Raw genomic sequence first — 25,214 nt, 5'->3', positions numbered from 1 at the left:
CATCTCAAGCCTATGCCCCGGCATATCCAGAAATCAAATGCTGGAAAGTCGGTCATCCGCTCGCGTGTCGAGCATGTCTTTGCCGATCAGAAGTCACAGACGGGGCTGTTTAGCGATGCGTTTATGCGTCTCCTGCTAACACGGTTCAAAACTCTCCTGCCCCAGGCCAAGCGTATATCCAGATATCCTTAGCTGTCTGTTTCCATCTGGTCCGAACAGCTCAAATAGCCGACAGGAGGCTTACGCCTACATCTCGGTCAAAAGAAGAGCCGTTCCAGTTTCCGAAAAGCGGACGGTCGGCGATAATTCTCGTTATCCGCCGATGTCCTCCTCCAGACTTCTGATTGCTGCATGTGCAGCTGATCAGGAGAAAGTATCATGGAAAAGAAAACGCGTTTTCCATCGCCTACGCTGAAGGCGTCCGTGCCTTGGAATGCAGGAAAAATGGTTGGCGCCAAGCGGGCGCTCAAAGAAAAGCACGTCTGGGCTATTCGGTTCTGGCTGGGGAGCGAACAGCGTGTCAGAGACAGAGCTTTGTTTGATCTTGCTCTCGATAGCAAACTCAGAGGCTGCGATCTTGTCAGCCTTCGTATCGGCGACATCGTGACCAGTGGTCAGGTGCGCCACCGAGCCATGGTCGTCCAGCAGAAAACCCGGCGACCTGTGCAATTCGAAATTACAGAAACAACGCGGGAAAGCGTGCGGGCGTGGCTGGAACATCGAGGTGGTGGCTTGAATGAGTATGTTTTTCCAAGTCGCCTAAGCGCCAAAGCTCACCTGAGCACAAGGCAATACGCCCGGCTTCTGGATCAATGGGTTCAGGCGATAGGACTTATCCCCGGGGAATATGGAACTCATTCGCTCCGCCGGACTAAGGTTGCCATGATTTACAAACGAACCGGCAATATCCGAGCTGTGCAGATCCTGCTGGGTCATTCAAAACTGGATAGTACGGTTCGATACCTTGGGGTGGATGTAGAGGACGCTCTGGCACTGTCGGAAGCCACTGATCTCTGAAATTGAATATGCCTCAGGAATTCTCTACCTCCTCCTTGTGTGTACATGTTATGATGACACACAAGGAGGAGACCATGAGCGAGCATCTTTCAGATAACGCACCATCACCACAGAAAATCGGAGTTCGAGAGTTCCGAGGAAACCTGACAGCGTATCTGCGTCAGGTCAGACAGGGCAGCACAATCCTCGTGACGTCTCATGATCAGGTCGTTGCTGAACTGCGTCCGCCCGCTCCTTCCTATCGACCGCGTCGTCAGCCTGGAGCTCTTCGCGGGCGGATCAGAATGAGCGAAGATTTTGATCAGACACCTCCCGACGTTCTTGAAAGTATGGAACGCGACTTGTGAAGGTTCTGCTCGATACGCATGCATTGCTGTGGTGGCTTTCGGACTCCGACCGGCTGGGTGAGACTGCACGGGAGACTATTGCGGATCCAGTCCACGATATTCTGGTGAGTATCGTGTCATTATGGGAGATTGCGATCAAAATCCGTATCGGAAAACTGGATGCGGATATGAACGATATTCTGGCAGCCATTCCTGAAGAAGGTTTCTCTCTATTACAAATACAGCCCGAACACCTGCAGATCCTGATGTCTTTGCCTCTGCATCATCGTGATCCGTTTGACCATCTCCTTATGGCGCAGGCGCAAGCTGAACACGCCACATTTCTTTCGGAAGACGGACAAATGGATCATTACCCCATCAAGAGAATACGCTGTTCGTGAAGCAGAAACTGCCGTCAGAACACAGCTCATATTTGACATACACACCGACGAACAGCTTTCCGCATAACGGACATGAGCCGCATGATCTCTTGCAGGCGGGTTGGGCCGATAGTGAGATTTATAATTTTAAGGTAAAATCGGGGAGATAAGCACGCGTTTCCATAAGGCGATGCTGTTTGCCGAATCCCCAGGCCTCACAGGCATGTCTCATTATTGCTTATATACGCAGAATGATGCGAAAAATCAATCAGACCGCTTTTTGAGTCAGGCTCTCGGGTAAACATGGTGTTTGCCGTTCCGCCGCAGAAAAATAGTGAAAGTCGTCGCATTTATGAACGCTGACAATCTGACAGGGCTTATCGGATATCTGAAGCAGGATCAGTGGCAATCCTGCTTTGAAGAGGTGTTGGGTGAGCATTTGGGACCGGCTTTAGAGGCGGCGGATATCAGCTTCGAAGACCTGGGAGATATCTTGGGGCAGGGTGCGGCAATGTCACTCTGGGGCTGTGCCTTCGAAGATTTCTTGGGGCAGGACTGGGATAACGAAAATTTTGTTGAGGTCTATCTGAAACGACGGGGCTGGAAAGAAGGTCCACGCAAAAGCGCTTATATGCGGGGCCTCAAAGAGGCCGTCATGAGCCTGTATGAGGTTTCGCAGATCGTGCCGGGTCAAAGCATGATGGTGCGTGACCTGTTGCGGGGTGGTGATCCCGTTCTGGTGCATGAACGCTCAGCCACACAGTCCCTGAAGCCTTGGGAGCGCATCGCGGCACGTCTTGTTCCCGAAGACGGGAAAATGGTTTTGGCAGGGAGTCTGTTGGCATATTCTCCGCAGGCTTGCGAAGATCTGGCTGAGAATTTGCGCGATGTTCTCAAGCGTAAGCGAGGTCAGGCTGAGTTTCCAAAGATCAAAACAGATGTGCTCCGTGATCTGGCTCCGGTCTTCACGCTGACCTGGCTCTTTAGAACCATGGAAAACATGGTGAGCGCCTCCGAGCCACCCGTTCTGTTTAACGGCGATGGCGAAGACCTAGTCTTTCATGACGTATGTTTTCCTCTCAGCAAGGGAAGCACCCAGAAGAGCATTGCCGAGGTTTTGAATACGATCTCCTGTTTGCAGCATGCGGGGCGCATGATCTGGAATTGGACGCGTCAGGCGGGTGACCATATTCCTGAGGCCAATTCTAAGGCAGAAGACAGCAAAGCTCAGTTTTTGAGTACGACGTTGGATGGTGGTGGTCTTGTTCTGGGGACGCTGGAACTGAAAGGCCGTCAGCTGAGATTGCAGGTCAACTCAGAAACGCGGGCTGAGCAAGGCACGGCTTTACTCCGCAACGCCTTGGGCAGTCTGATTGGATATCCTCTGACACAGATTATGACTGCCGAGCAGGCTATAGAAGAGCAGCGGACCTCTGGCCGGGGGGACGTGCTTGAAGACGAGATCCCGCTCGAAGAAGAGGCGGAAGTTTTGGCTGCTGTTCTGGAGCAGCATTATCGCCGTGTTCTGGATGAGGTTGTTCCGGGGCTTGGGCATGTCACGCCGAGGCAGGCTGTTAAAACAGCGGCGGGGAAGAAGAAAGTCGCGGCTTGGTTGAAGCAGATTGAAGCCACGACAGCAGGCCTGGGGCTTGAGGGGGCAGGGGCCTCTTTCAGCTTTGACTGGATGTGGGAAGAGCTGGGTATCAAGGGGCTGCGGAAGTGACGGGGAGCGCTGCTCAAAAACGCAATCAGTCGGACCAAAGATGTGTTTTAGGCAGCCGCTCTATGAGAGACGCGGGGCTGATTTTAGGTGGAGTGGTCGCGGCGTTGTTGTGCACGCCCATACCCAGTCATGCCGCTTCGTCTCGCTGTAATCCTGTTACCTATGGTGCACGGCATGATGGCCGCACCAATGACGGTCCGGCCATTCAACGTGCCATTACAGCCTGTAGCGAGGCAGGTGGTGGCGTGGTGTCGTTGGCGTCAGGAACATGGTTGAGCGGTCCTTTATCTCTCGAAAACCATGTCACGCTGAATCTGGAGAAGGGAAGTATCCTTCTGGGAAGTGCGGACACGCGTCTATTCCACTGGGCCTTTCTGGGGAAAGCAGCGCAGCCCGGTGAAGCCCTTGTTTCTGCGATTGATGTTCAGGACGTGGCTATAACCGGCCAGGGCCATATTGATGGGAATGGCGCTACTGTCTGGTGGCCTCAAGCCGTGCAGGCGCACAAGACGCAGACCTCAGGTCCTTTACCTTACGGGCCAGACTATCCGGGGGTTCCTGCTGCTAATGGCCTGCCCCGCCCCTGGCTGATTGAGTTTTCGCATGTGCAGCATGGACGGATTTCAGGCGTTACGGCGACCAATTCTCCAATGTGGACGGTCGTTGTCAGGGAGTCCAGCCAGATCAAGGTCGATCATCTCACGATCCGCAACCCGGCCTCGTCTCGGAATACCGATGGTATTGATCTTGTCTCCTCGGATCATGTCACGATGAGCACTCTCGATATTGCGACAGGGGATGACAACATCGCCATCAAATCGGGTTTGACGCAGCCGGGACGAGCGGCGAGCGATATCAGCATTACACAGTCTCGCTTTGGCGAAGGGCACGGCCTGTCTATTGGCAGCGAACTGGCCAATGGTGCCCATCATATTAGAATATCTGACGTCTCGTTTAAGAACACGCTGTCCGGACTGCGGATTAAGTCTGGGCGAGATCGTGGCGGAGATATTGGCTGGATTATCGCGGAACATTTGACGATGGACCATGTTCGGGTGCCGCTGTCGATCAGTGATTATTATGCAGGGCAGCCGGGGGGAACGCAGCAGACTTTCTCGATGGCAGATCCTGCTGCTCCGGTAACATCAACGACCCCGCATATTCATGATGTCACCATTACAGATCTGACGGCGATAAATGCGGAGACTGCGGGTGTTGTGTTGGGTTTGCCCGAGGCACCGATTGAGGGGCTCACTTTGAGAAATATTCGACTGTCGGCTCGGAAAGGCCTTCAGCTTAGTCATGTTAGCGGACGTGCCTCTGGAAGCACGCTCACAGTCCAAATGCCTCCAGTTCTTCAGTGTGGATCTGGTGTGCACATGGGGGGATCAGACCTGCGCTGCCCGGATGAGAGAAGCGCTCATGGATGAGTTTTTACTTGTCATGATTGACCGTCTGTCGACTCAGAAAAAACACAGTAGACAGGCGGCAATCGCCTCTTCTCAGACATACAGTTGCTCGGACCGCTTTTCGCGTAGCGGACATGAAACATCCCATGGTCCGCCGGTAAAGGCGGATAGCGAACTCGCGTATGTATTCTACCAAGTCGAGGTTTGAATCTCAGCCGCCAAGTAGAATCATACTTAACGGGTATGCCGCATGACACTTACAATGCGCGCCGCTGAATTCAGCGCAGCGCTCCCAGTTCGCGGTGGCCAGGAAACTCTTCCAGTGCCGCGTCGATCAGGCTTTCGCGAGTAATATTGCGGCCGCCGCCGCCCTGCGACAGCAATCGTAACGCCGAGAACCATTGCGACCGTCCGTTCCCGACGAGCGTGAGGTTGGCCATGTCGCCGCCCGCACGCAGCCAGATCTGTTGATCCGTCGGGCCTGCCGGGAACAGGTCCGACATGATCTGCTCGAGCGTGCGCTCCCGTACTGCGTGATGGGACGCGAGGGACTTGGTCCCGCCGAGGGCGAGCGCAACGGGGAAGTTTTCTTCGAGTTCGGACGCCTTAAAGATCGGGTGCTGCCTGCCCGGCACGGCCTGTCTAACCGTCTCGGACACGTGGTTGAACAGGTCGAACACCCGGATCGTGCCGTCGCCCGGGGTGGCTGCGGCGCCTTTAAGGCCGGCGAGCATGGCGGTCGTGAAGACGCTGTTGCGCTCGCCCTTTAGGACGCGCGACACTTCGGTCGCGCGCGACGAGGCGAAAATGACTCGGCCGGTCCCGCTCGCCAGCTGTTGCAGCGACTTTTCGTCGAAGCCCGCGTCCAGCCCGTCGTCATCCACCTCCTCAAGATCGGACTTGAGTGTGGCCGCGCCGGCCGCGTGGCACGCGTCAACTATGACCAGGACGCGCGGTGCCTTGATCGCTGCGATCGCGGCAGAAAGTTCGGCTTCGCCAACCGTGGTGCCCGCGAGGTCACTCCGTTTGCAGTCGTAGGGGACGAGCGCGCTCGTCATCTTACCGCCCGATCCGACGCGCGTGCCGTGGCCGGAGAAGAATATCGCGACGGTGTTGTCGACCGTCGCTTTCGCGGCGAGGTCAGCGAGCGCCTTTCGAATGCCCGCGAGCGTCGCCTGGCCATCGGTGAGGACCGTCACGTTTGCATCGGGATAACCACAGTACGACGGCGACTTCAGCACATCGGCGGTGTCGCGCGCATCATTAAGGACGGCCTCGGGCAGGCGCCGGACCTCCTCATAGTCCGCGACGCCGATTACGAGCGCCCGGCCTTGGTTGAACTGCATGCTCGTCTCCATAATCAGCGTGTTCCCGTTCAACCGCGGAACAGGGTATCGTCGGCCAGCATGCTGAGGTTGGTGTTCTGGGGGTAGTCAACCCGCATCTCTCTAATCAGCTTCGAGATGCGCGGCGGTCGGCCGTTCTGGATATCGCGCAGCGCGCTATGCCACCGCTCCTTACCCGTCCCGTGGTGGCGCAGGTCCGAGTCCCGCCCGCCGGCGCGCGACCAGAGCACCTCCTGGTCTGGCCCCTTCGGGTAGAGTTCCGCGGCAAGTTCCACCAGAGAGTGCCACTTTTCAGCGCTGCTGACGGACGAGAGGTCCAAGAACATCTTATCCCAGAAACCGACGAGGTCGATGCACTGGCGCAGTGCCGGCGCGAGGTCGCCGCGCCCGTCGCGATAAAGGGCAACAAACTCGGAGACGATGTCGCGCCGCCGCCGCGCCGCGAGCGCGCGCCCGATGAGCTCGGCGTCGGCCGAGGAAAGCGGGCGCTTCGACCGGACGGCGGTCAATATCCACGTGCGGAACCTACGGGCGTCTAGGCCGCCCAGCGCGTCGACTAGACGGAGGCCCTCGGCGATCCTGAGCGCGGTTACTCGGTCGAGGAGCCGTCCGAGCCTCGCGTCGACTAGGATCCGGTCAGTAAGCGGGGCTTCGAGCGCGGATTCCTTCGCGTCGGTGCCGAAACGCGCGAACCAGGCGTCGACGGTGGCGACAAGCAGGCGGTCGCGGATAGTGGCGGGCAGCTTCGCCCAGAGTTCGTTTCTGCGGGGAAGCAACGTGACGTCCGCTAGCGGTGTGGTCGATAGCCGGTCGAGGAGCTCGGTCGGCGGGTGGGCGCCATCAATCTGCTCTGTGAGGAGCTGGTCAAACGCCTTGCGAGGTTCGGCCGGCCCGTCCCACGCGGCAGGGTTTTCTTTCAGCGACGCCGCCCAAATTCGGCGGTTGGCCACAGTAGACATGTCACGCCGCGCCAAAAGCTTCGGGTCCTTGGCCACAGCCTCGCCAGCGATCGTCAGCACTCGATCGTCGGGTACGTCGGCGAAGACGTCGAGAAGCTCGTCGGGCTTCGCGCGGCGCAGCGCGAGCCGCATCGCTGCGGGGTCGGCGCCCTTATCGGCCGTGCTCTGGGCCCGCGCTGCGTCTGCCGGCCTCATACTGCCGCTGGCTGTGACTGCGTGCAACCGGGGCAGCCCAGATCGCGCGGCGGCCTCGATGATTGGCTTCGCGGTAGCGGGATCGAGTTCGGTCGGGGCGGCGGCGACGACGGCGTCGAGTGCCTTGCAGTTCGCGGCGACCAACGCGACGAGCGGCGGCGACGTCCTGAAGGCGGCCTTGGCCCAGCGCCAGAATGCGGCGGCAAACGCCCCGCCGGGAGCTGTCGAAGAGCGTTCCAGTCCGTGTCGGGCAGCGGCGCGCCACGGCGCGACCGCGTCGGTGCCGACGAGCGCGTCGGTGACGATGGTCACCGCCTCGGCGTCATGTGAGGCGGGATGGCCGCTATCTACCAGCCAGTCCTCCAGGCCCTGCCACAGGGCGCTACTGGTTGCGAAGCCGGGGAGCGCAAGGTTGCGCAACGTCAGGATCTCGGAAGGCGTCGCGTCGGGGAGCGCGCGCAAGAGGCGTCCGATGATGGCCTCCTTCTCCGCCGCGCCGCGCGACGGATCCGGCGAGAGCCGCTCGACAAGCCGGGCGGCCGAGACGAGCCGCGCGACGGTGTCGGGGCTTGCCATCGCCATTGCGTGCGCATGCTCGAGGAGCTGCAGGTCTTGGAAGCCTTCGAGTTCGGCGCCGATCCGCTCTCCGAACGCAAGCAGGTCATTGCCGTCGGGCGACCCGTCGATCATGCCTGCGGCCTTGAGCCCGCCGACCACGTTGCGGCCGATGATTCGCTGATCCTGCCAACGGCCGATGAGCGAGGCCGGGGTGCAGACGATCGTTGGTCCGGGGTTCTCCACGACGTCCTTTGGGCTGAAGCTCAGCCGGAAATAGAGCTTGCCACGCAGCGTCGGCCAGAGCCGTCCCCACAACGCGACGATGAGCTCCTCGAATCCGACGGACCCGATCCGAACCACGGGGCCGTTCCCGCGAGCGACTAGCGCCTGTGCGGCGTCGGCCAAGTCAGGCGAGGCAGGCGGCATGCCTTGACTTGGCGAGACGTCGAGCGGCTCGACGGCGTCGGGCGCAGCAGCGGAAGACGTTATGAGGTGCGCGAGGAGCGGGCGCAGGTCATTCATACCGACGATCTCGGCTAGGTCGCAGATGAGGGCATGAGAGATTACCATGCCCGACCTACCGACGGTCGGGTCGCTAAACGTCCTCGCGAGTACATACTTGTCGCGCGAGGGGAACCCGGATGTGAATGGCGACCAGTTAGCGCCCAGCGGCTCGGTATCCGGTAAGTCGAGCCGCTGCGCGAGGTCGGCCGCAAGCCTCGGGTCACCGCTTGCGCATTTGAGCCCATGCCCGTTTCGGACGGAGCCGTATATCGCTTGGTCTACGCGCATTTACGCTCTCCGCCCCTTCAACTACCGGCGTTTAGCAGGTGGTGGATGGGCAGGGTAAGGTCAGAGCTCTTCGTACCGTTTGCTTCGATGACGTATCCGAAGTGCTCGGGCCCTTTGCTGGCGTAGTCCATGTCGCGCGTGGTCGGGCTGAGGGGACGCTCAAGGGCGGAAAGTCCCATGATCAACGGCTGGCACCAGTTTGATCGCACGAACGCTGAGACCAAGGGTAGCCTGCTGCCGAGCGCTTCAGCCGGCGTCTGAGCTGTCGCCGTTTCGTCCCAACAGGTGAGGAGCACTCCGAGTCGCGGGATCCGCTGCGCCTTTGCGGTCGATCTATAGGAAAAAAGCAGCATCTGCAGCAGCTCCACCAGCCGGGCTTGATCGGATTGGTGCACTTCCCGGCTCTCGACCGAGGCGCCTTTTAAGTCTGCGATCGGCTTTGAAAACATGTCGTCGCCGACGATGGCCTGCTGCAGTCGAACGAGAAGTAGCCAAGCGTCAGCCCCGTCCACGCGCTTCTGCCACGCGTCAGGCAGACGCCGGTTTTCGATTACCGACTTTACCTGCTCGCCGCCGTATTCCGGCCAGATAAGGTCAGCCTGCCGGCCGCCGCTATCGATCACCGGCCAGACACTGTCGACGTTCACCGTGCGCGCTGTATGACCGGCGGCCCGCCCTTCATCGAGGCTCTGGAGCGCGGTCTCGAACGCCTCAAGATTAGTAGCTGCCCCGTTCATCCGCAGCGCGCCCTTGACCCGCATCAAGCGTCTCAGCAGCTGCGCGCCGTAGTGCGTCTTCCCCACGCCGCTTTCGCCGATGAGGAGAATGGAATTAGAGAGTCCGGTCACAGCTTCCTAGTCCCGTAGATGAACAGTGGGTCGGCGGACGTGGACGCAGGTGGGGGCAGACTGACGCCCGGTCGTCGAACATCGAGCGCCCACTGGAGGAGTTCGGTCAGGCCGATGCCCTTGTTGAGGAGCGGGTCCGTGTCGGGGGTGCCGAGCACGCTAACGGAGTACTCGGTAGCGTCCGGCATCGCATCCAAAACGGCACCGCGGACGGCCTCCTCCATCTCGGTCGCGATCTCAACGTCGGCTTTGGTCCAAACAAGAGCGACCGGACGGCGGCCGCGCTCCGCGCCTAGCCGCTTGGCAATAAGTTGGAGCGAACCACGAGCCGAGCCCATAGCCTCACCGGCGAGCGCCTCGCGATCGGCGACGACCATGAATGCGTCGGCATGGTCGGACACCCAGCGTGCGCCGGCGCCTTCTGCCGAATCCGTGTTGATCGCCCAGCGCTGAAACCACTCGCCCGGTGCGTCGGTAAAGAGGTAGTCGAGCTGCGCCCCGCTCTCCTCGTCGCGGAAAGTCAGGTGAAGGAGCCCAGGCGCTCTGCCGCCACGGCTCGTGGTGTGCGGCGGAAAGCGCGGCGGCTGGCCCGGTGTCCAGCGCATAGCGCCCGCCGCTGCCTCCCATCCGGAGAGCGTGTAGGATCCGGCGAACAGACGTCTCTCCGGGATGGCGAGCCCTCGGCCGAGCAGAAGATACCATGCGGCGAGTAGTGTAGTCTTGCCTGCATTCTGCGGCCCGACTACGCCAACGACGATCGGCTTGGCGCGCCCTGACACGAAGCCTAGGTCAGCCAGCCCGAAAGCGCTTCCAGACCAGGGCATCAGCATCTCGCCCGACAGGTCGTCTGAGGTAACAATGTCAGCGGCGCTGCCGCCATGCCAGACTGGGCATTTCGAGAGGTCAGTGTGGCCGAGATCGCATCCGGTGTCTGGGACGAAGCACGTTGACCGCGCACACTTCTCCATCGCTCAGCCCCTCCTAGCGGCGTTGCGCCTCGCAGGCGAGGCGTCGGTCGCGGCCTTTGATGCCTGAAGCTCACGGAATACCCAGCCGGACCATGCGACCGTATCCAGCTCGGAGGTGGCAGGAACACCAGTCAGCTGCTGGAAGCTTTCCGCGTCCCTGGCACCGGTGTGCGTAGGGTGGCCGATCATGGCGAGCAGCGGACCGCGTCCCACCGGTTCGGCCGCCAGCTTCGCGGCGGCGGTGCGCAGCGGGGCGAGCGTGGCCTCGTCCTGTGCTTCCGTGACGAGATCGCGCACGGTGCGCTTCCCGCCATCGGCGGTTCCTCCGAGGCGCAGCACCGCCTCACCCAGAAAAGCGGAGACGCTCGCGGGTGAGAAGAGCGGAACGGCGTCGAAAAGGTCGAGCGCCATCAGCGCGGCGGCGACGGAGGGCGGGAGTGTCCGGTAGCTCTTGCCGACCGATGGCGAGAATAGCGCCTCTCGCCACCAGAGCAGGTTAGTGCGCCGCTGGAGCCCAGCGGTTGCCGCGCTGACGGCTTTCAGCGTCGAGTCGACGTGGCCGGAAACTGTCTCGGCGAGCTTTGCGAAGGGCTGAGCCAGGTCCGGCTGGCTAACCTGAATTTCGCTGAGCGCGGTGTCAATGGCTTCCGCAATCGTAGTACCGGCGCGCAGGCCGAACTCTCCCACCCATAATTGATGACCCTGCGGCCAATGCGGGTTCCCGTGGGTGTGGACGGCACCGCCCTGCTGATTGATACCCGTCGGGCCGGCGGCGGCCATCATGCCTGTCTGCAGGCTGTCCTTCGGAACCTTCGCGATCCTGACCTCAGGCGCAGTGAGCTTCGGTACGTCGAATTTTATCGGCTGGACCGAGATTGAGTCGGGCGTGGCCCACTCCGCCTCCGCGCGGAGGTCGACGCGCCGTTCGACCTCCTCGACGATGCTGATCCAGATCTCACGCTCATTGTCGACAGGCATGAACGGCAACGCGTTACGGGCCGAGGCGACAAAGCAAACGCCAACGCGGTCGTCCTCCGCCGCGGCCGCGACGAGAGCATCGAGCAGCATGGCACGGACTACTGCAGTCGGCGTAGCCGAGAAAGTGTTGCGGTATGTCGTCCACCGGTTTTGTAGAGCGGCCAAGGCCTCCTGCACGACGGGGTCGGCCTCGGGTGCGTCGGGGTCGAACGCGATGAGCGAGAAGCCGAGCGCCTTGGACGGGTTGTTCTTTAGCGCGGCAGCTAGGTCACCTGCCGCTTGATTAAGTTTGTCGAGCTTGGCGTCGTCGCCACCGACGTCGATCAGCCCCCTGTTTAGGAAGCCTTGAAGTATTCTGTCGCCCACGCTGCCACCCCCAAATGCCTAATCTCGTTATTCTAGAAAACAAAGCGGCGAAGAGAAGCTCAAAATCCCTGTGTCGCCATCAGTAGTAGTGGACTGCCGCCTCATGACAAAAAAACTATCGAGCGCTCACTTAGATAGACGGCGGAATGATTGTCACGATGACCGAACGATAGCTGTTGCCCGCCGGATTGCTCCTTTCACAGTATTGATGATGCGCTACCGAACAAACTCCCAGTAGTCCGCCGTGCCGCCAAGCGCCTTTCGCAGGCCAAACCGATGATCGGGCGCGGCGTCACCCTGAATGAGGCGGTGTATGTCTGAAAGCACCGGGCGCATTTCGGCTGCATAGCTGTGGCCCAACAACCCTAGATTGACATGGCTTGCATCGATCGTATCGATCCCGGGCACAACGGCGATGGGCGGAGCCAGCCCGGCGCGAGCAAAGCGATGCAAGCGACGCGAGAGCCCGATCGCCTTGTCATTGTTCGTCACATAGAGCGTGGCCCGTGTGGATAGTCTGCCATACGCGACAGCAAGGTTTCGAAAGAGCTGCGCATCGACGTCCGGCGCGGCGAGAAAAACTTGGCCGAAACGCACTGGCGCTACCGACGCAGTTGCATTGGCAATAGCATCCATCGCTCGCAACAAACCGCGGTTGCCCATTGAATGGGCGATGATGTGCACTGCGTTGGCGCCAGAGCGATTGGCGAAATCGATGAGAAAGCTCCGCATCGCCGGCTCACTTCCCTCTATCGCCGCTTCGTCGCCGGTATAGCCAGCGCCAATGCCGAGCGACGGCCAGGAGAAGAACCCAGCCGGTCCCTTATGTGCCAGATCGACCTTGAGCTGAGCGGTCCGGCGCGCGGCATCCTCGAACTTAGTATTGTACCCGTGGAGAAATATCAGGCCTTGCCGGTCACCAGCATCGAGTGTGGCCGTCTCGTTAGCCAGTAGAGACCAAAATTGGAGTTCCCCTAGAATTTCCATTCCCTGCAGTTTCACACGATTATCGCCCTTCAGGATGCGGCCCAAGAAGCCGCGGCCTAGCGAGCCACTCGTCCGATCTTCAGGAACGAATACGCGACATCGACCGTGCGTCACGCTATCTGCCCGCTCACCTGCAAATCGATCGCGGGCGTTCCGTCGCCGATTTGTGCCGAACCAGACCACGACTTCCTGTCCGTCGGTCGCGTCGATGCCAATCCTGGCGCCGAATGCATGCTTCGTGAATTCTTGAGCGCGGCGTCGCGCGGCCCGCACATCCCCTCGGCGCTGATTGATACGTCCGCGCACTTCATTAAGCGCGCGGCTTAACTGGCCACCTTGGGAGAGCGATCCAAGTTGGGCGGCCATACGCTCAAGCGTGGTTTCGGCGCGCTGCACACGGTATGCCGCAGACGCCGCGGAATGAGGCTCCGCTCTTCCCAGACCGAGAAGTGGACCGGCTGTACCGTCGCTGATCGTTGGACGACCTTGGCTCAAACCGTTTTCGTCTGCGGCGCGATCAAGGTCGTCCGCGTCACTGCGGCGCTCACTGGCGAGCGTCTGGAATAGGACAGCATTGTCTGCGGTGTCTTCCATCGCAGCGTAACCACGATAACGACCTGCTGCAAACCTTAGACTGAACCGAAAGTCAGCTAGCGCATCCGCAGTTACTGTCACAACGTCTTCACCTCTCGGTCTGCAGAGCCGGGTGACCGCATCACGTCACCCAAGTGTCCCTAACATTGTAGATGCAAGCTAAATTTTCAGTGACGTTCATAATGCCAAGCCTCATTCGAAACAGTCAAGTGGTTGCTTGACGCGTCCCCTGCAGCGTCTAGCGGTAGCTATAACCGCCCTGCGGTTTGAATGAACTGACGTCTGCTATCCGCCTGTGCGGACCCGAAAGCGGCCTGGCCGTTCTCCCCCCGTAGCGGTCGTCTGAACGAGCGTATCGGGACCTGTGTTTTCTCAGCGCGCCGCAGGAAGCAGCTCACTCACCAATGACGGCCGCTTATCCGACATCGCCAGCAAAACCTGAACTCGTCCGGTTGGCTGACGACGGCCATGCTCCCAGTTCAGGAGGGTCCCCTTGGCGCGCCCGATGCTTCTGGCAAACTGTGCCTAAGAGAGTCCGCTCCGGGTTCTGATGGCCGCCACGTCAACCGACTGAACGCGGACCTGGTAGGTTTACAAACCTCTTATTTCGGCCGATCAAAAGTCTTAAGACATTGGAAATGTTATGTAATAGATCTTCCTAAGATAAGTTCTTCGAACCCTTCCAGATCCCGAACCTAATATTTCGTCTCGTTTGGTATAATTAGGGAGCTATGACGATTGGCTTCTTGCTTCGCGGGGGCGGGACGATACGATAGAACGGTCCTAACCACCCTCCATCTGCCATCAATAGTGGGGTATTCCCCCACTATTGAGCTTTCTAAAATTAATTAGGCAAAACAATGCGAAGCCAGTCACCTTGGAATGCACGTCTCCCAGACGGAACTGGACCGGCGGCGGAACGCCTAGCCGACGTGCTGGGATCAGACATACTCCATGGTATTTTGTCTGTTGGCGATCGGCTGCCAGCACACCGTGACCTCGCGTGGCGTCTGGGTATCGGCATTGGATCCGTTACGCGCGCTTATGCCATTCTTGAAAGACGCGGATTAGTGCGGGCCGAGCATGGGCGTGGATCTTTCGTTGCAGCACGGGCGGATGATCGGTCGATTTTGCTGGATATGTCCACCAATATGCCCCCGCCCATGTTTAGTGACCGAGCACTCGCTCGCACCCTGTCACGTCTGGCCCGTACCGTCGACGCCGCCCTTTTTAACGTTTATCCACCTGTTGCTGGACATATCGAACACCGTCGAATTATGGCGCACTGGCTGACAGGTTGCGGTATCGAAATCGATCCGGAAAATCTGTTACTGACTGGTGGAGCGCAACAGGCACTCAGCGTGGCGTTCACCGTCGCGCACCCACATGTGGGCAGCATTATAACCGAAGAGGTGACCTACCCCGGCATGCTGGACACAGTGCGTCGCGGAGGAAAAACCTTGCAAAGTATTGCCATGGATGCGCGCGGGATGATGCCTGATGGGCTGGAAGCCGCCTTATCGTCACCCCAAACTGGACGGGCATTAGTGTATGTAACGCCCACCCTGCATAATCCAACCACCGCTTGCATGGATAGCGATCGAGTACATGCCATTGCCCAGTTGTGCCGCCGGTTCGATGCTCTGGTCATCGAAGATGGTGTCTATGCTGGACAGAGCGAGCTAAACCACACTCTTGCAGCGCTCATTCCAGAACGGACTTTTCATGTTTCCAGTCTATCAAAAATCATCAGTCCAGGTCTGCGCATAGGCGCGCTGGCCCCCCCAGCTGCGTTCGCAGCACAGACACTTCCAGTACTGCTTGCATCATCCCTGATGATCGCTCCCCTGTCCTATGCGATGATGGCTCAGTGGTTAAGCGATGGGACGGCTAGCAGCATCCGTCAATCATTACGTTCCGAAGCCGCAAGGCGACGGAATCTTGCGCGTAATATATTGGGTAAACGCATGACAGAACCGGGTGGAGACGGCTTTCACCTTTGGCTGCCCATGGATGCATCCACAGCAGAAAACGTCGCTGAAAACGCAAAGGCACTCGGTGTTTCAATCGCACCACCGAGCGCTTTTGCCAGTTGCGACACCCTTCAAACAACAGGCGTAAGGCTCGCCCTGGGTGCCGTATCCTTCAAAAATCTGACCGTAGCGCTGACGCGCGTACGTCAGGCATGCGAACTAGTAGAAAGAAAAGTGTCACGTGACACTATAGTCGTAGGCTGAAAGTGTCACTCCGCGTTAGTCTGAAAAGAACAGTCAGGCGGCGGAGAGAAAGCATGTCAGACCTATCAACAAATATCCTTACTATTATTGCCGAAATCTACATCCGCCCTGAACACAAAGATGCCATCCTCGGCGCAGTTGCGGCATGCGTTATCGCGTCGCGTTTAGAACCGTCCAATATCTCCTATGACTGCAAGCGTGACCAAAACGACCCGAAGCATCTCGTGTTTATCGAACAGTGGGAGAGCCTCGACGCGCTTCTAATTCATGAGCAGACGGCACATTTCCTGGCCATGAAAGAGACGTTTACGGCAGGACTGGAAAGACCACTGACGGTCACATTGCTTGAGCCGTGTCCCCGGATGGCCTGACGATGGCGAAATACGTCTATATCATCGGAACGCGAGACACCAAGGACGCAGAACTCTGTTTTCTGCGAACCAAATTGTCGGAACGTGGTGTGCTCTCCAGAGTTGTCGATGTCTCCACAGGACGCAATTGCAGCGGTGTCATTCAAGTCACCGATGTCGTGGCATGGGACGTCGCATCATGCCACCCGCGTGGGCCCGATGCCGTATTCGGGAATGTCAGAGGTTCAGCAATTGCAGGAATGTCTGACGCGTTGTTGCACTATCTCTCCTCGCGCCCTGATGTGGCAGGAGTACTGGCACTAGGGGGGTCTGGAGGCACCGCACTGGTAGCACCTGCTTTGCAGGCACTGCCCATCGGTGTTCCAAAAATTCTTGTGTCCACCGTGGCATCTGGAAACGTTGCGCCTTATGTTGGTGGATCCGATATAGCAATGCTGTATTCCGTGGTCGATCTGCAAGGGCTGAACCGTGTGTCGCGGCGTGTGCTCGAAAACGCAGCGAATGCCATGGCCGGTATGGTGCGTTCTGCGACGCATGAACCCGAAGACCAACGCCCTGCGATTGGCTTGACTATGTTTGGTGTCACGACACCCTGCGTCACACACCTGACTGATGCCCTGCATCACCAGTTTGATTGTTTGGTGTTTCACGCCACCGGTACGGGTGGTCGTTCGATGGAACAGCTGATTGATCGTGGAGTCATACGCGGTGTAATTGACGTTACAACAACGGAATTCTGCGACCGCATTGCGAATGGTATTTTCCCTTGTGGAGAAGACCGGCTCGGCGCAGTTGCACGCACTAGAGTGCCTTATGTTGGCAGTTGCGGTGGTCTCGACATGGTCAATTTCGCTGCCCGAGATACGGTTCCACAAAATTATAGAAATCGCGTTCTGGTAGAACATAACCCACACATCACACTGATGCGTACATCTGTCGAAGAATGTCGTCAGATGGGGCAAATGATCGCCGAACGCCTGAATCACTGCGAAGGCCCGGTCACATTCTTTATACCGGAAGGCGGCTTTTCTTTACTTGATGCGGCTGGAGAGGTCTTTTTCGATCCCGAAGCCGATGAAGCATTCGTCGCGGCATTGTCAGGGATGCTGCGCGAAAGCGCAAGGCGAAGGCTGATACGCCTGCCATATGCGCTCAATGATTCTGCTTTTGCTCAGGCAATGGCGGACGAATTTCAGACAATGTTCAAGGAGACAGAATTCAATGCCTAGCATTGCACGCGAAACTATTCTTGGTCGTTTGCGCGGCCTTATCGCAGAAGGGCGCCCTATCGTTGGAGGCGGAGCAGGAACAGGTCTTTCCGCCAAATGTGAGGCGGAGGGCGGCATCGATCTGATCGTCATTTACAACTCCGGTCGTTACCGCATGGCTGGACGCGGTTCACTTGCGGGGTTGCTTGCCTATGGCAATGCTAATCAGATCGTTATGGATATGGCACGTGAGGTGCTGCCAGTTGTCCCAAACACGCCAGTACTTGCCGGCGTGAATGGGACTGATCCATTTGTGGACTTTGATGTATTCCTCGACGAAATACGCAGAGTGGGTTTTTCTGGTATACAAAACTTCCCGACAGTCGGGCTGATTGACGGTACATTCCGGAAAAACCTTGAAGAAACCGGCATGAGCTATGCTATGGAAGTGGATGTCGTCGCTCGGGCCCGCAAGAAAGATTTGCTCACGACCCCTTATATCTTCGACCCAGAGCAAGCTATCAGCATGACAAAAGCGGGCGCGGATGTTCTGGTTGCCCACATGGGCCTGACAACTGGTGGCAATATTGGTGCAGAAACAGCATTCACACTGGACGACTGTATAACGCTGATCAACCAGATGACGGATGCTGCCAAAAGTGTGAGAGACGACGTCATCGTTCTTTGCCATGGCGGACCGATTGCAATGCCTGAAGATGCCCAGAAAGTCCTCAAGGCTTGCCCTGATTGCCATGGATTTTATGGTGCATCGAGTATGGAACGGTTGCCAACCGAACGCGCGCTGGTCGAACAGACACAATTGTTTAAATCTATGACGCGCTAGTATTCTTCCTGAAGGGCATGTTAGGAAATAGTAATGTCTTAAACATGCCTTTCTTTTTCTTTTCGTACATTTGAAAAATTCCATGAATAGCCATATAAATCAGGAGCATAGACATGATAGGAAGCGATGTCAGTGATGCTCTGCTCCGGCCCAAGTCTCGGAAACAGATCCCCGACGATGAAGAGATCGCCAGTCAGCGTCACGGCTGATAGTGTGTATGACACAAGGCGATCTTATGAAACCATTACCAGCCCTGATACATAGTAGATCATACCTCCCAAAAAGAATGTAGTGTTATGGCGCCTCGCATCAGCAAAGATGCCATCACCCGAAATGACACTCTGTAGGCCTACGGCTATCCCGGACGGGCCAAGGGGAACGATGGAACACCCATCAGACAGGCCGTCTCATAAGTCTAAGCACCCTTAATGCCCTCTCCGCGTTGACAGGGTAAATTGTACAACAGAGCCACACAACAGGAGAAATTTCATGCCCCTCGACGTCGCTAGTGCCATTCTGCAACGCCGCGCTATCAAAGTCTTCGATCCCGACCACCGCATGACGGACGCTGAACTCGACACACTGCTCGGTCTCGCCCGCCGTATGCCAACGGCGTTCAACATCCAGAATTGGCGCTTCGTCGCCGTGACCGATCCAGAACTGCGTACCAAGATCCGCGCCGTCGCATGGGATCAAGCTCAGGTTACTGACTCTTCCGTGCTTCTGGTTCTCTGCGCTGACATCAAGGCGTGGGAGAAATCCACCACGCGCTACTGGGAAAACGCCTCCACCGAAGTGCAGCAATTCATGACCGGCGCGATCGATCAGTATTATCGTGGACGCGAACAGGTCCAGCGCGACGAAGGCATGCGCTCGTGCGGTATGGCAGCGGCAGCCATCATGCTACAGGCCGAAAGCATGGGCTACGGCACATGCCCGATGGACGGTTTCGACTTCGACGCAGTGGGCAAGCTCATCAATCTTCCCACGGACTATGAAATCGTCATGTTCGTCGCGGTCGGCAAATGCGCCAAGGCTCCTCACCCGACGGGCGGCATCCTTCCGACGAACGAGATTATTTTCAGAAATACGTTCTGAGCCATTACCCCGGTCTAAAGTTACCAGAAAGCTGCCCGTGACAAACGCTACCGCTCACACGACATTCCGTCTGACACCGGCGATAACCGGACTGTTCGCCGGGGTGTGCGGCCTGACGGTCGCGAACATCTACTACGCGCAGGCTCTGATCGGCCCCATCACGGGTGCACTGGCCATTTCCTCCACATGGGCGGGAAGTATCGTCACGCTGACCCAACTCGGCTACGGGGCTGGGTTGGTCCTGATCGTGCCGCTCTGCGACCAGTCCGAAAACCGTCGTCTGATCCTCCTGACGATTGCCGGGCTTGTCGTCAGTCTGATCGGAGCGGCGCTCAGCACCTCAGTCGCGACATTCATGCTGTTTTCCGTCACCATCGGTCTGTGTTCCGTGGGATCGCAGATTCTGCTTCCGCTCGCCACGCATTTCGTGGAACCCGGTCAACGTGGCAGAACGATCGGCAATATCATGGGCGGTCTGCTGTCGGGGATCATGCTCTCGCGGCCCGTCGCAAACGCTATGGCGGCCGCGTTCGGCTGGCGAGCCGTGTTCTGGGCCTCTGCTGTCGTCATGATGCTCGCGGGTCTTGGGCTGGCGCGCGTTCTGCCCGTTCAGGCCCCAACCCGTCGCATGTCTTACGGAAGCCTCTTGCGGTCGATCATGCATCTTCTGGTCCAATACAGGACGTTAAGGGTTCGCATCGCCTGTCATGGTCTCGTCTTCGCTGTCTTCAACATGTTCTGGACCGCCATTCCGCTTTTGCTTCATGCCCAGTTCGGCTTTAGCCAGAGCAAGATTGCCCTCTTCGCACTCGCGGGAGCAGGCGGCGCACTGGCCGCTCCTCTCGCAGGACGCTTGGCTGACGCCGGACTGACCCGTCCCGCGACACTGAGCGCAATCGCACTCGTAGGCGCAACGTCTCTCACCTCGGGCTGGGCCGTCGCTGCAGGTTGGATTATCGTCCTCGCGGTACTTGCACTGCTGCTGGATGGTGGGGTGCAAACCAATCAGGTCATCAGCCAGCGCGTGGTTTACAGTCTCAACGACACTGCGCGCGGACGCCTGAATGCTGCTTATATGGGCGGTGTGTTCGTCTGCGGTGCGCTCGGATCGTCTTGCGGGGCCGCACTCTACAGCATTGCAGGTTGGTGGGGCTTTGCGATCGCAGGAACGCTCATGTGTCTCGCCTCCCTCGCGCTCTTTGCCGCCACGAATGGTAGGCATGCCGCCTCATGAACCCTGCTCCATTCTCTCCGTCCCTGATCTGGTTTAAAATGCACGAACAGATAGAAATTCAAGACTAGCACTACAGTTGCATTTTGTGTTGAGTTCTGATTCTATGGATAACCATGATTCAGGATATGATGACTGGTGGTGCGTCTGTTGAAGAGACGCTGGAATTATGGGTGCGTTCGCTTCGATCAGCCAAGGAGCGGATCGTGCCGCTGTTTATGCAGAAGCGAGTTGCGGCTTCTGCGTGTGCCTTCCTTGACGTTCTGATTGGTAATGAACCACGCAAGACGGGATGGATGCGAGCGGAAGCCGCAGGAGATCCTGGTCCATGGCGGCAGCAGGCGCTTCTGGGGCGCGGGCATTGGGATGCCGATGCCCTTCGTGATGTCGTCAGGGATTATGTGATCGAGCATCTGGGCACTGAAGATGGCGTGCTGGTCATCGATGAGACCGGTTTTCTGAAGAAAGGTCAGGCGTCCTGCGGTGTGGGGCGGCAGTATACGGGCTCTGCCGGCAAGATCACGAACTGCCAGATTGGTGTATTTGCCACCTATGTCTCGGCGCGGGGCCACGCCTTTGTTGACCGCGCCCTGTATCTTCCAAAAGACTGGACATCGAGCCGTGAGCGCCTGAAGCAGGCCTCAAAATCCACAGTCCGGGAAAACGCTTCGAGCTGATCACCATGCCCGCTCAACCGGGCAAGCCGCTCTTCAACGTCAAAAAATCCCGCCTGCTTCATCTTCCATCATCCCCAATCAACTCAGGGGAATTGGAATCACACAAGAACACTCAAAACCAGAGGGTTTTTCGAACCCTCCAATCTTCAGAGCTGACCAACGCCAAGCGGCTGGTCGCCCGCCCTAGGAGAGGGCATACATAGTCGCTGAACAGCGCTGGCGATGGCGGCCCGTAGCGAGGCGCGCTTGGCGTCGGCGTCGGGCGCGATGGACATGCCTAGAGGGTTGGCGGCAGTCCAGGCTGAAGCGAGGGTGATGATCAGCGTCAGCAGGAACTCCGGCGGGTATGTCGCATCCATCTGGCCCTGCTCCTGCTGTCGGCGGATCGCTCGAACTTGGGCATCTAGGCTGGAGCTGTCGTCCAGTGGCCAGTGGGGCTGCTTTTCCAGACCATTCCACATGACTAGGCGCATCAAATGCGGGTGATCCATGGCGAAGTCAAACAGCTTGGTTGCATAGTCAGGCAAATCCACGGCGGAAAAATGCACGGTCTGGTAGACCTCTGCAAGGTGTCGCTGCAGGACCGACTGGAAAAGCTGTTCTTTGTTCCCGAAATATTCATAGATCAGGCTCTTGTTCGCCTTTGCGAGGTTGGCGATCCGATCCACCCGGGCGCCCGCAATGCCATACATGGCAAATTCCAGGGTTGCCGCCTCCATGAGGCGCTCCCGGGTTCGCTCGGCTTTCCCGTGCCCATCCACTGATTTCACGTGCCTTGACCTCAATGCTTCGTTGACGACAGGCACCGATGGTGCAACAATCGACAAAACTAACCAACTAGTTGTTTTTATGGGGGTCCTCATGACCAATCGACTGCTTCTATCAAAGGAGGCACAGAGTCGGTCCGATGTGATGATGCTTGCGGCGCTTGCCTTGTTTGCCGTGGCGTTTGTGCTCCTTTGGCCTGATATGGCGTTTGCTCAAGGCGCGCACACACAGGTTCGGCTTGACCCGGCATTCCGGACGCCGGCACCGCCTAACGATGCCTTCCCGCAGGATGCCCGACACGTAGTCGTAGCAACCTCGGTGATGCTAGTGATTGCACTGTTTTTCTTGATCGTTGCGGTTTTCGACAGCAGGCGCTATAAATCAACCGTTCCTGTCGCCGTGGTGTTGGGAGCCGCTTTTTGCGTGGTTCCCGAAGCCATCGACAACTATCTGGCCGGATGCTACTGGTCGCAGTCTCATGACCCCGACAAACTGCTGTTTTTCCTGATGGGCCGCGAGTTTGATCACTACGTCGGCGTCATGTGGTGGGCATTCGGGGCCATTCTCGGTTACCTGCTGTATGCCGTTCTCCTTCGGAAGGTGACTACCGGCACCCTTTGGATTTGCCTTGCCCTATCAGGTATTGCCGACATCGTTCTTGAAGAAATACTCCTGAACTACGGTGGAATCTATATGTACTTCGGGCATCAGCCATTGGTGCTGATAAGCAAATTCCCATGGTGGTGGTTGTTCGCTAATGTGTCAGCGCTTTTCCTGAGCGTGGCCATCGCCTATCGCTTCCGCGCCTGGCTCAATGGCTGGAAGAGTGTGTTCATCCTGGCGCTGATGCCGTTTTGCTACATAGGTGCTTTCACCCTGGGCGGCATGCCTGCCATCTTCGTGATCCAGGGCGACTTCTCGCCAATGGTGACGCAACTGGGCGGAATACTTACCTGCATCATTGCGCTGATCCAGACCGGCGCCATGATGTACCTGATCCTTGGTCGCAATCCGTTCGCTTTCCGTCAGATCCCGCTGAACGGCCAACGCGCCAATGCACGCCATGCGCGCACCGGGGCGCTCCTTCCCCAAGGCTGACACGCCGCTCTGTCTTCGCGCCCCTACAGTTAGTGCTGGGGCGCGTTTATTTCTCGTGGAGCCCCCGTGCAGCAAACAAGTGTCAGCTGGAGGGTTCGAAAAACCCTCTGGTTTTGAGGTTCCCTTTGTGATTCCAATTCCCCGAGTTGATTGGGGTATGGATCATGAAGCAGCCGGGTTTCTTTGATGTTGAAGAGCGACTTGCTCGATTGAGCGGGCTTGGTGATCAGCTCGAAGCGTTTTCCCGGACTGTGGATTTTGAGGCCTTTCGCCCTGATCTGGAGCTGGCTCTGGCGTATTCAGACGGAAGCAAGGGTGGGCGTCCACCGTTTGATCCGGTGTTGATGTTCAAAATTCTGATGATCCAGACCCTGAACAATTTGTCCGACGAACGGACGGAGTATCTCATCAACGACCGCCTGTCGTTCATGCGCTTCCTTGGTCTGGGACTGTCAGATCGAGTTCCGGATGCCAAAACAATCTGGCTGTTCCGTGAACGCCTGACCCAGGCGGGAGCCATTGAAAGACTGTTTGACCGGTTTGACGCGACCCTGCGGAACGCCGGTTATCTCCCGATGTCAGGCCAGATCTTGGATGCCACACTGGTGGCTGCTCCCAAGCAGCGGAACACCAACGCAGAGAAAGCCGATCTCCGGGCAGGACGTACCCCCAAAGACTGGCAGGACAAACCCGCAAAGCTGTCGCACAAGGACCGTCATGCGCGCTGGACACTGAAGTTCACGAAGGCAAAGCGGCAGGATGATGGAACCATGCCATCCAGCGATCTCGCCATCCCGTTCTTTGGCTATAAATCGCACATTTCCATCGATCGGAAATTCCGGTTCATCCGAAAATGGAAGACAACGGATGCCGCCGCCAGTGATGGTGCGCGGTTGAGAGAAGGGCTGCTGGATAAAACCAATACGGCCTCAACGGTATGGGCTGACACAGCCTACCGCTCCAAAGCCAACGAAGACTTTATGGAAAAGCAGGGCTTTGTCTCGAAGGTTCACAGAAAAAAGCCGCATCTCAAACTTATGCCCCGGCATGTCCAGAAATCGAATGCTGGAAAGTCGGTCATCCGCTCGCGTGTCGAGCATGTCTTTGCCGATCAGAAGTCACAGACGGGGCTGTTCGTCCGAACCGTCGGCATAACGCGAGCCACCATGAGGATCGGGCTGGCCAATATCGTCTACAACATGCGCCGCTTCCTCTTCCTGGAAAGATTGAACGCAAGCGCGTAGCCATCCCACTGGCTATGGCCCGCGATCTGCTCAAAACGCAGATCAAAAGCTACCCCAAAAACCGTCAATCAGAACGCTAAATGCCAGACATTACAGGCCAAGTGTATCAACCAAGGGTTCTTCGATCCCTCCACCTGAACGGCCTGCCGATAGGTCATCCAGCGGCTACTCGAATAGCCCTTTATCGCCCCGGAAAGCCACAGCAGAACGACGTTGATCCCCGAATACCGGTTCTTCGTCAGCGCGTTTGTCGGCAGACCGGCTGCCCCCGTTGTCTTCCATGGCCGTGTCCATGGCAGCGCGCCACTTTCCATCTGGGCAAGAATGGTCTGCGTCACCTCGGCATACAGGTCGAGACGTTCGCTGAGGGCATCATTGCCTGTGGATGTGCTGTTTCTGGCCATGTGTTTTTTTTCCTTCCTGACGTCGCCGCCCGATGGGGCGGCTGATACGCAACCGGAAGGGGTCGCCACAGGCAGGCCAATCATGCGCAGCACCGTAGCGCAGCGAAGGACCGTAGGTTGATTGGCATGCCGGCGGCCCCAGAAGGGCGTGTCAGCCGTCCCATCGGGCTGCCACGTCCTATCTGTGTTTTCCTTTGGCTTTGTTGTCGTGTTGTCTTCCTTCCTGTCGTGTCTGATCGGTGTGTTTCCGGTACTGCGCGGTTTGGCCTAAATGCCCAATGCACGCCGATAGATATCGAGCAGGGTTTCCTGTTCCTCCACTTCAGACGGTTCAAGCTTGCGTAGCCGGATGATCTGGCGGATGACTTTCACATCGAAGCCAGCCGATTTCGCCTCGGTGAAGATGTCCTTGATGTCACCTGCGAGCGCCTTGCGCTCTTCCTCAAGTCGTTCCACCCGTTCGATAATCGAGCGTAGCCGATCTGCCGCAATCCCCCCAACAGCCGCATCCGTGCGCGTGTCCACAGCGCCGTCCTCATCACTGTCTTCTTGAAACTGTCCATCCAGCATGGTCTATCCTTTCGTGTT

22 protein-coding genes and 4 pseudogenes are annotated in these 25,214 nt (G+C 58.0%); 15 read left to right on the top strand and 11 right to left on the bottom strand.

Annotated elements, in window-relative coordinates:
* From GOB83_RS12850 to GOB83_RS12825, 6 genes and pseudogenes are all read left to right on the top strand, one after another.
* Positions 1-111 (top strand): annotated as a pseudogene (locus GOB83_RS12850) (IS5/IS1182 family transposase); the annotation flags it as partial.
* A gap of 267 nt (positions 112-378) precedes the next feature.
* Positions 379-1,017, top strand: coding sequence for a tyrosine-type recombinase/integrase (locus tag GOB83_RS12845; RefSeq protein WP_048845230.1), 639 nt, complete (start codon positions 379-381; stop codon positions 1,015-1,017).
* Positions 1,018-1,025: 8 nt separating this feature from the next.
* Complete coding sequence (locus GOB83_RS12840) at positions 1,026-1,364, top strand: type II toxin-antitoxin system Phd/YefM family antitoxin (RefSeq protein ID WP_174766870.1); 339 nt, start codon at positions 1,026-1,028, stop codon at positions 1,362-1,364.
* Positions 1,361-1,744 carry a type II toxin-antitoxin system VapC family toxin gene (locus GOB83_RS12835; RefSeq protein ID WP_048845228.1) on the top strand — a complete coding sequence of 128 codons (384 nt, stop codon included), beginning with the start codon at positions 1,361-1,363 and terminating at the stop codon, positions 1,742-1,744. Before GOB83_RS12840 ends, GOB83_RS12835 begins: the two co-directional genes overlap by 4 nt.
* Positions 1,745-2,075: 331 nt before the next feature.
* Entirely contained in the window at positions 2,076-3,446 is a 1,371-nt protein-coding gene (locus GOB83_RS12830) for a hypothetical protein (RefSeq protein WP_165926360.1), read from the top strand.
* Positions 3,447-3,508: 62 nt separating this feature from the next.
* On the top strand, positions 3,509-4,876 hold the full coding sequence (locus tag GOB83_RS12825) for a glycoside hydrolase family 28 protein (RefSeq protein ID WP_194301398.1): 1,368 nt from the start codon (positions 3,509-3,511) through the stop codon (positions 4,874-4,876).
* A 257-nt stretch (positions 4,877-5,133) separates the two neighbouring features.
* On the opposite strand, the gene GOB83_RS12820 is transcribed toward GOB83_RS12825, so the two are convergent.
* From GOB83_RS12820 to GOB83_RS15200, 7 genes and pseudogenes are all read right to left on the bottom strand, one after another.
* On the bottom strand, positions 5,134-6,201 hold the full coding sequence (locus GOB83_RS12820) for a caspase family protein (protein ID WP_165926359.1): 1,068 nt from the start codon (positions 6,199-6,201) through the stop codon (positions 5,134-5,136).
* A gap of 29 nt (positions 6,202-6,230) precedes the next feature.
* Positions 6,231-8,705: a GAP1-N1 domain-containing protein gene (locus tag GOB83_RS12815; RefSeq protein WP_165926358.1), complete on the bottom strand. Its 2,475-nt coding sequence runs from the start codon at positions 8,703-8,705 to the stop codon at positions 6,231-6,233.
* Between the two features lie 17 nt (positions 8,706-8,722).
* Positions 8,723-9,553 (bottom strand): TRAFAC clade GTPase domain-containing protein, encoded by an 831-nt coding sequence (locus tag GOB83_RS12810; protein WP_165926357.1) that lies wholly within the window; start codon positions 9,551-9,553, stop codon positions 8,723-8,725.
* A complete protein-coding gene (locus tag GOB83_RS12805; RefSeq protein WP_165926356.1) occupies positions 9,550-10,521 on the bottom strand; it encodes a TRAFAC clade GTPase domain-containing protein in 972 nt (323 codons plus the stop codon). The genes GOB83_RS12810 and GOB83_RS12805 overlap by 4 nt, the downstream gene beginning before the upstream one ends.
* A gap of 3 nt (positions 10,522-10,524) precedes the next feature.
* Positions 10,525-11,865 carry a GTPase-associated system all-helical protein GASH gene (locus tag GOB83_RS12800; protein ID WP_165926355.1) on the bottom strand — a complete coding sequence of 447 codons (1,341 nt, stop codon included), beginning with the start codon at positions 11,863-11,865 and terminating at the stop codon, positions 10,525-10,527.
* 216 nt (positions 11,866-12,081) lie between these two features.
* The gene (locus GOB83_RS15205; RefSeq protein WP_165926354.1) at positions 12,082-13,527 is read right to left on the bottom strand and encodes an alpha/beta hydrolase; all 1,446 of its coding nucleotides are present in this window, start codon (positions 13,525-13,527) and stop codon (positions 12,082-12,084) included.
* A gap of 291 nt (positions 13,528-13,818) precedes the next feature.
* Positions 13,819-14,037, bottom strand: a pseudogene (locus GOB83_RS15200) (helix-turn-helix domain-containing protein); the annotation flags it as partial.
* Positions 14,038-14,306: 269 nt separating this feature from the next.
* Between GOB83_RS15200 and GOB83_RS12785 the strand changes: the two are divergent.
* From GOB83_RS12785 to GOB83_RS12755, 7 genes and pseudogenes are all read left to right on the top strand, one after another.
* A complete protein-coding gene (locus GOB83_RS12785) occupies positions 14,307-15,683 on the top strand; it encodes an aminotransferase-like domain-containing protein (RefSeq protein WP_165926353.1) in 1,377 nt (458 codons plus the stop codon).
* 53 nt (positions 15,684-15,736) lie between these two features.
* On the top strand, positions 15,737-16,054 hold the full coding sequence (locus tag GOB83_RS12780) for a putative quinol monooxygenase (RefSeq protein WP_099213490.1): 318 nt from the start codon (positions 15,737-15,739) through the stop codon (positions 16,052-16,054).
* A gap of 2 nt (positions 16,055-16,056) precedes the next feature.
* Positions 16,057-17,283 (top strand): Tm-1-like ATP-binding domain-containing protein, encoded by a 1,227-nt coding sequence (locus GOB83_RS12775; RefSeq protein WP_165926352.1) that lies wholly within the window; start codon positions 16,057-16,059, stop codon positions 17,281-17,283.
* Complete coding sequence (locus tag GOB83_RS12770; protein WP_099213492.1) at positions 17,276-18,106, top strand: phosphoenolpyruvate hydrolase family protein; 831 nt, start codon at positions 17,276-17,278, stop codon at positions 18,104-18,106. Before GOB83_RS12775 ends, GOB83_RS12770 begins: the two co-directional genes overlap by 8 nt.
* Before the next feature lie 489 nt (positions 18,107-18,595).
* Positions 18,596-19,204 (top strand): nitroreductase family protein, encoded by a 609-nt coding sequence (locus tag GOB83_RS12765; RefSeq protein ID WP_099213493.1) that lies wholly within the window; start codon positions 18,596-18,598, stop codon positions 19,202-19,204.
* 37 nt (positions 19,205-19,241) lie between these two features.
* Entirely contained in the window at positions 19,242-20,438 is a 1,197-nt protein-coding gene (locus tag GOB83_RS12760; RefSeq protein WP_244591263.1) for an MFS transporter, read from the top strand.
* A gap of 113 nt (positions 20,439-20,551) precedes the next feature.
* A pseudogene (locus tag GOB83_RS12755) lies at positions 20,552-21,076 on the top strand (IS701 family transposase); the annotation flags it as partial.
* Here the strand turns inward: GOB83_RS12755 and GOB83_RS15370 are convergent.
* Positions 21,073-21,174 (bottom strand): annotated as a pseudogene (locus GOB83_RS15370) (IS5/IS1182 family transposase); the annotation flags it as partial. The pseudogenes GOB83_RS12755 and GOB83_RS15370 overlap by 4 nt on opposite strands.
* 84 nt (positions 21,175-21,258) lie before the next feature.
* Positions 21,259-21,831: a TetR family transcriptional regulator gene (locus GOB83_RS12750; RefSeq protein ID WP_198912012.1), complete on the bottom strand. Its 573-nt coding sequence runs from the start codon at positions 21,829-21,831 to the stop codon at positions 21,259-21,261.
* 142 nt (positions 21,832-21,973) lie between these two features.
* On the opposite strand from GOB83_RS12750, the gene GOB83_RS12745 reads away from it, so the two are divergent.
* Positions 21,974-22,978, top strand: a complete 1,005-nt coding sequence (locus GOB83_RS12745; protein WP_165926350.1) for a hypothetical protein — start codon at positions 21,974-21,976, stop codon at positions 22,976-22,978.
* Between the two features lie 161 nt (positions 22,979-23,139).
* Positions 23,140-24,222 (top strand): IS5 family transposase, encoded by a 1,083-nt coding sequence (locus GOB83_RS12740; RefSeq protein WP_211499443.1) that lies wholly within the window; start codon positions 23,140-23,142, stop codon positions 24,220-24,222.
* Between the two features lie 68 nt (positions 24,223-24,290).
* Here the strand turns inward: GOB83_RS12740 and GOB83_RS12735 are convergent, their stop codons facing one another.
* Both GOB83_RS12735 and GOB83_RS12730 read right to left on the bottom strand, forming a co-directional pair.
* Positions 24,291-24,710: an ArdC-like ssDNA-binding domain-containing protein gene (locus tag GOB83_RS12735; RefSeq protein WP_165926348.1), complete on the bottom strand. Its 420-nt coding sequence runs from the start codon at positions 24,708-24,710 to the stop codon at positions 24,291-24,293.
* A gap of 183 nt (positions 24,711-24,893) precedes the next feature.
* Positions 24,894-25,196, bottom strand: coding sequence for a DUF2312 domain-containing protein (locus GOB83_RS12730; protein ID WP_242005866.1), 303 nt, complete (start codon positions 25,194-25,196; stop codon positions 24,894-24,896).
* Between the last annotated feature and the right edge of the window lie 18 nt (positions 25,197-25,214).

Origin of the sequence: Acetobacter fabarum, from assembly GCF_011516925.1 — a bacterium.
GTDB classification, from domain to species: domain Bacteria; phylum Pseudomonadota; class Alphaproteobacteria; order Acetobacterales; family Acetobacteraceae; genus Acetobacter; species Acetobacter fabarum.
This window is presented reverse-complemented; position numbering and strand designations above follow the sequence as displayed.

Bases quoted from the DNA above. Each gene is read 5' to 3' on its own strand.
- GOB83_RS12745 (WP_165926350.1), top strand. From the start codon at position 21,974: ATGACCAATCGACTGCTTCTATCAAAGGAGGCACAGAGTCGGTCCGAT.
- GOB83_RS12815 (WP_165926358.1), bottom strand. From the start codon at position 8,705: ATGCGCGTAGACCAAGCGATATACGGCTCCGTCCGAAACGGGCATGGG.
- GOB83_RS12750 (WP_198912012.1), bottom strand. From the start codon at position 21,831: ATGGAGGCGGCAACCCTGGAATTTGCCATGTATGGCATTGCGGGCGCC.
- GOB83_RS12840 (WP_174766870.1), top strand. From the start codon at position 1,026: ATGCCTCAGGAATTCTCTACCTCCTCCTTGTGTGTACATGTTATGATG.
- GOB83_RS12805 (WP_165926356.1), bottom strand. From the start codon at position 10,521: ATGGAGAAGTGTGCGCGGTCAACGTGCTTCGTCCCAGACACCGGATGC.
- GOB83_RS12735 (WP_165926348.1), bottom strand. From the start codon at position 24,710: ATGATTGGCCTGCCTGTGGCGACCCCTTCCGGTTGCGTATCAGCCGCC.
- GOB83_RS12845 (WP_048845230.1), top strand. From the start codon at position 379: ATGGAAAAGAAAACGCGTTTTCCATCGCCTACGCTGAAGGCGTCCGTG.
- GOB83_RS12785 (WP_165926353.1), top strand. From the start codon at position 14,307: ATGCGAAGCCAGTCACCTTGGAATGCACGTCTCCCAGACGGAACTGGA.
- GOB83_RS12730 (WP_242005866.1), bottom strand. From the start codon at position 25,196: ATGCTGGATGGACAGTTTCAAGAAGACAGTGATGAGGACGGCGCTGTG.
- GOB83_RS12780 (WP_099213490.1), top strand. From the start codon at position 15,737: ATGTCAGACCTATCAACAAATATCCTTACTATTATTGCCGAAATCTAC.
- GOB83_RS12820 (WP_165926359.1), bottom strand. From the start codon at position 6,201: ATGCAGTTCAACCAAGGCCGGGCGCTCGTAATCGGCGTCGCGGACTAT.
- GOB83_RS12775 (WP_165926352.1), top strand. From the start codon at position 16,057: ATGGCGAAATACGTCTATATCATCGGAACGCGAGACACCAAGGACGCA.
- GOB83_RS12830 (WP_165926360.1), top strand. From the start codon at position 2,076: ATGAACGCTGACAATCTGACAGGGCTTATCGGATATCTGAAGCAGGAT.
- GOB83_RS12765 (WP_099213493.1), top strand. From the start codon at position 18,596: ATGCCCCTCGACGTCGCTAGTGCCATTCTGCAACGCCGCGCTATCAAA.
- GOB83_RS12825 (WP_194301398.1), top strand. From the start codon at position 3,509: ATGAGAGACGCGGGGCTGATTTTAGGTGGAGTGGTCGCGGCGTTGTTG.
- GOB83_RS12770 (WP_099213492.1), top strand. From the start codon at position 17,276: ATGCCTAGCATTGCACGCGAAACTATTCTTGGTCGTTTGCGCGGCCTT.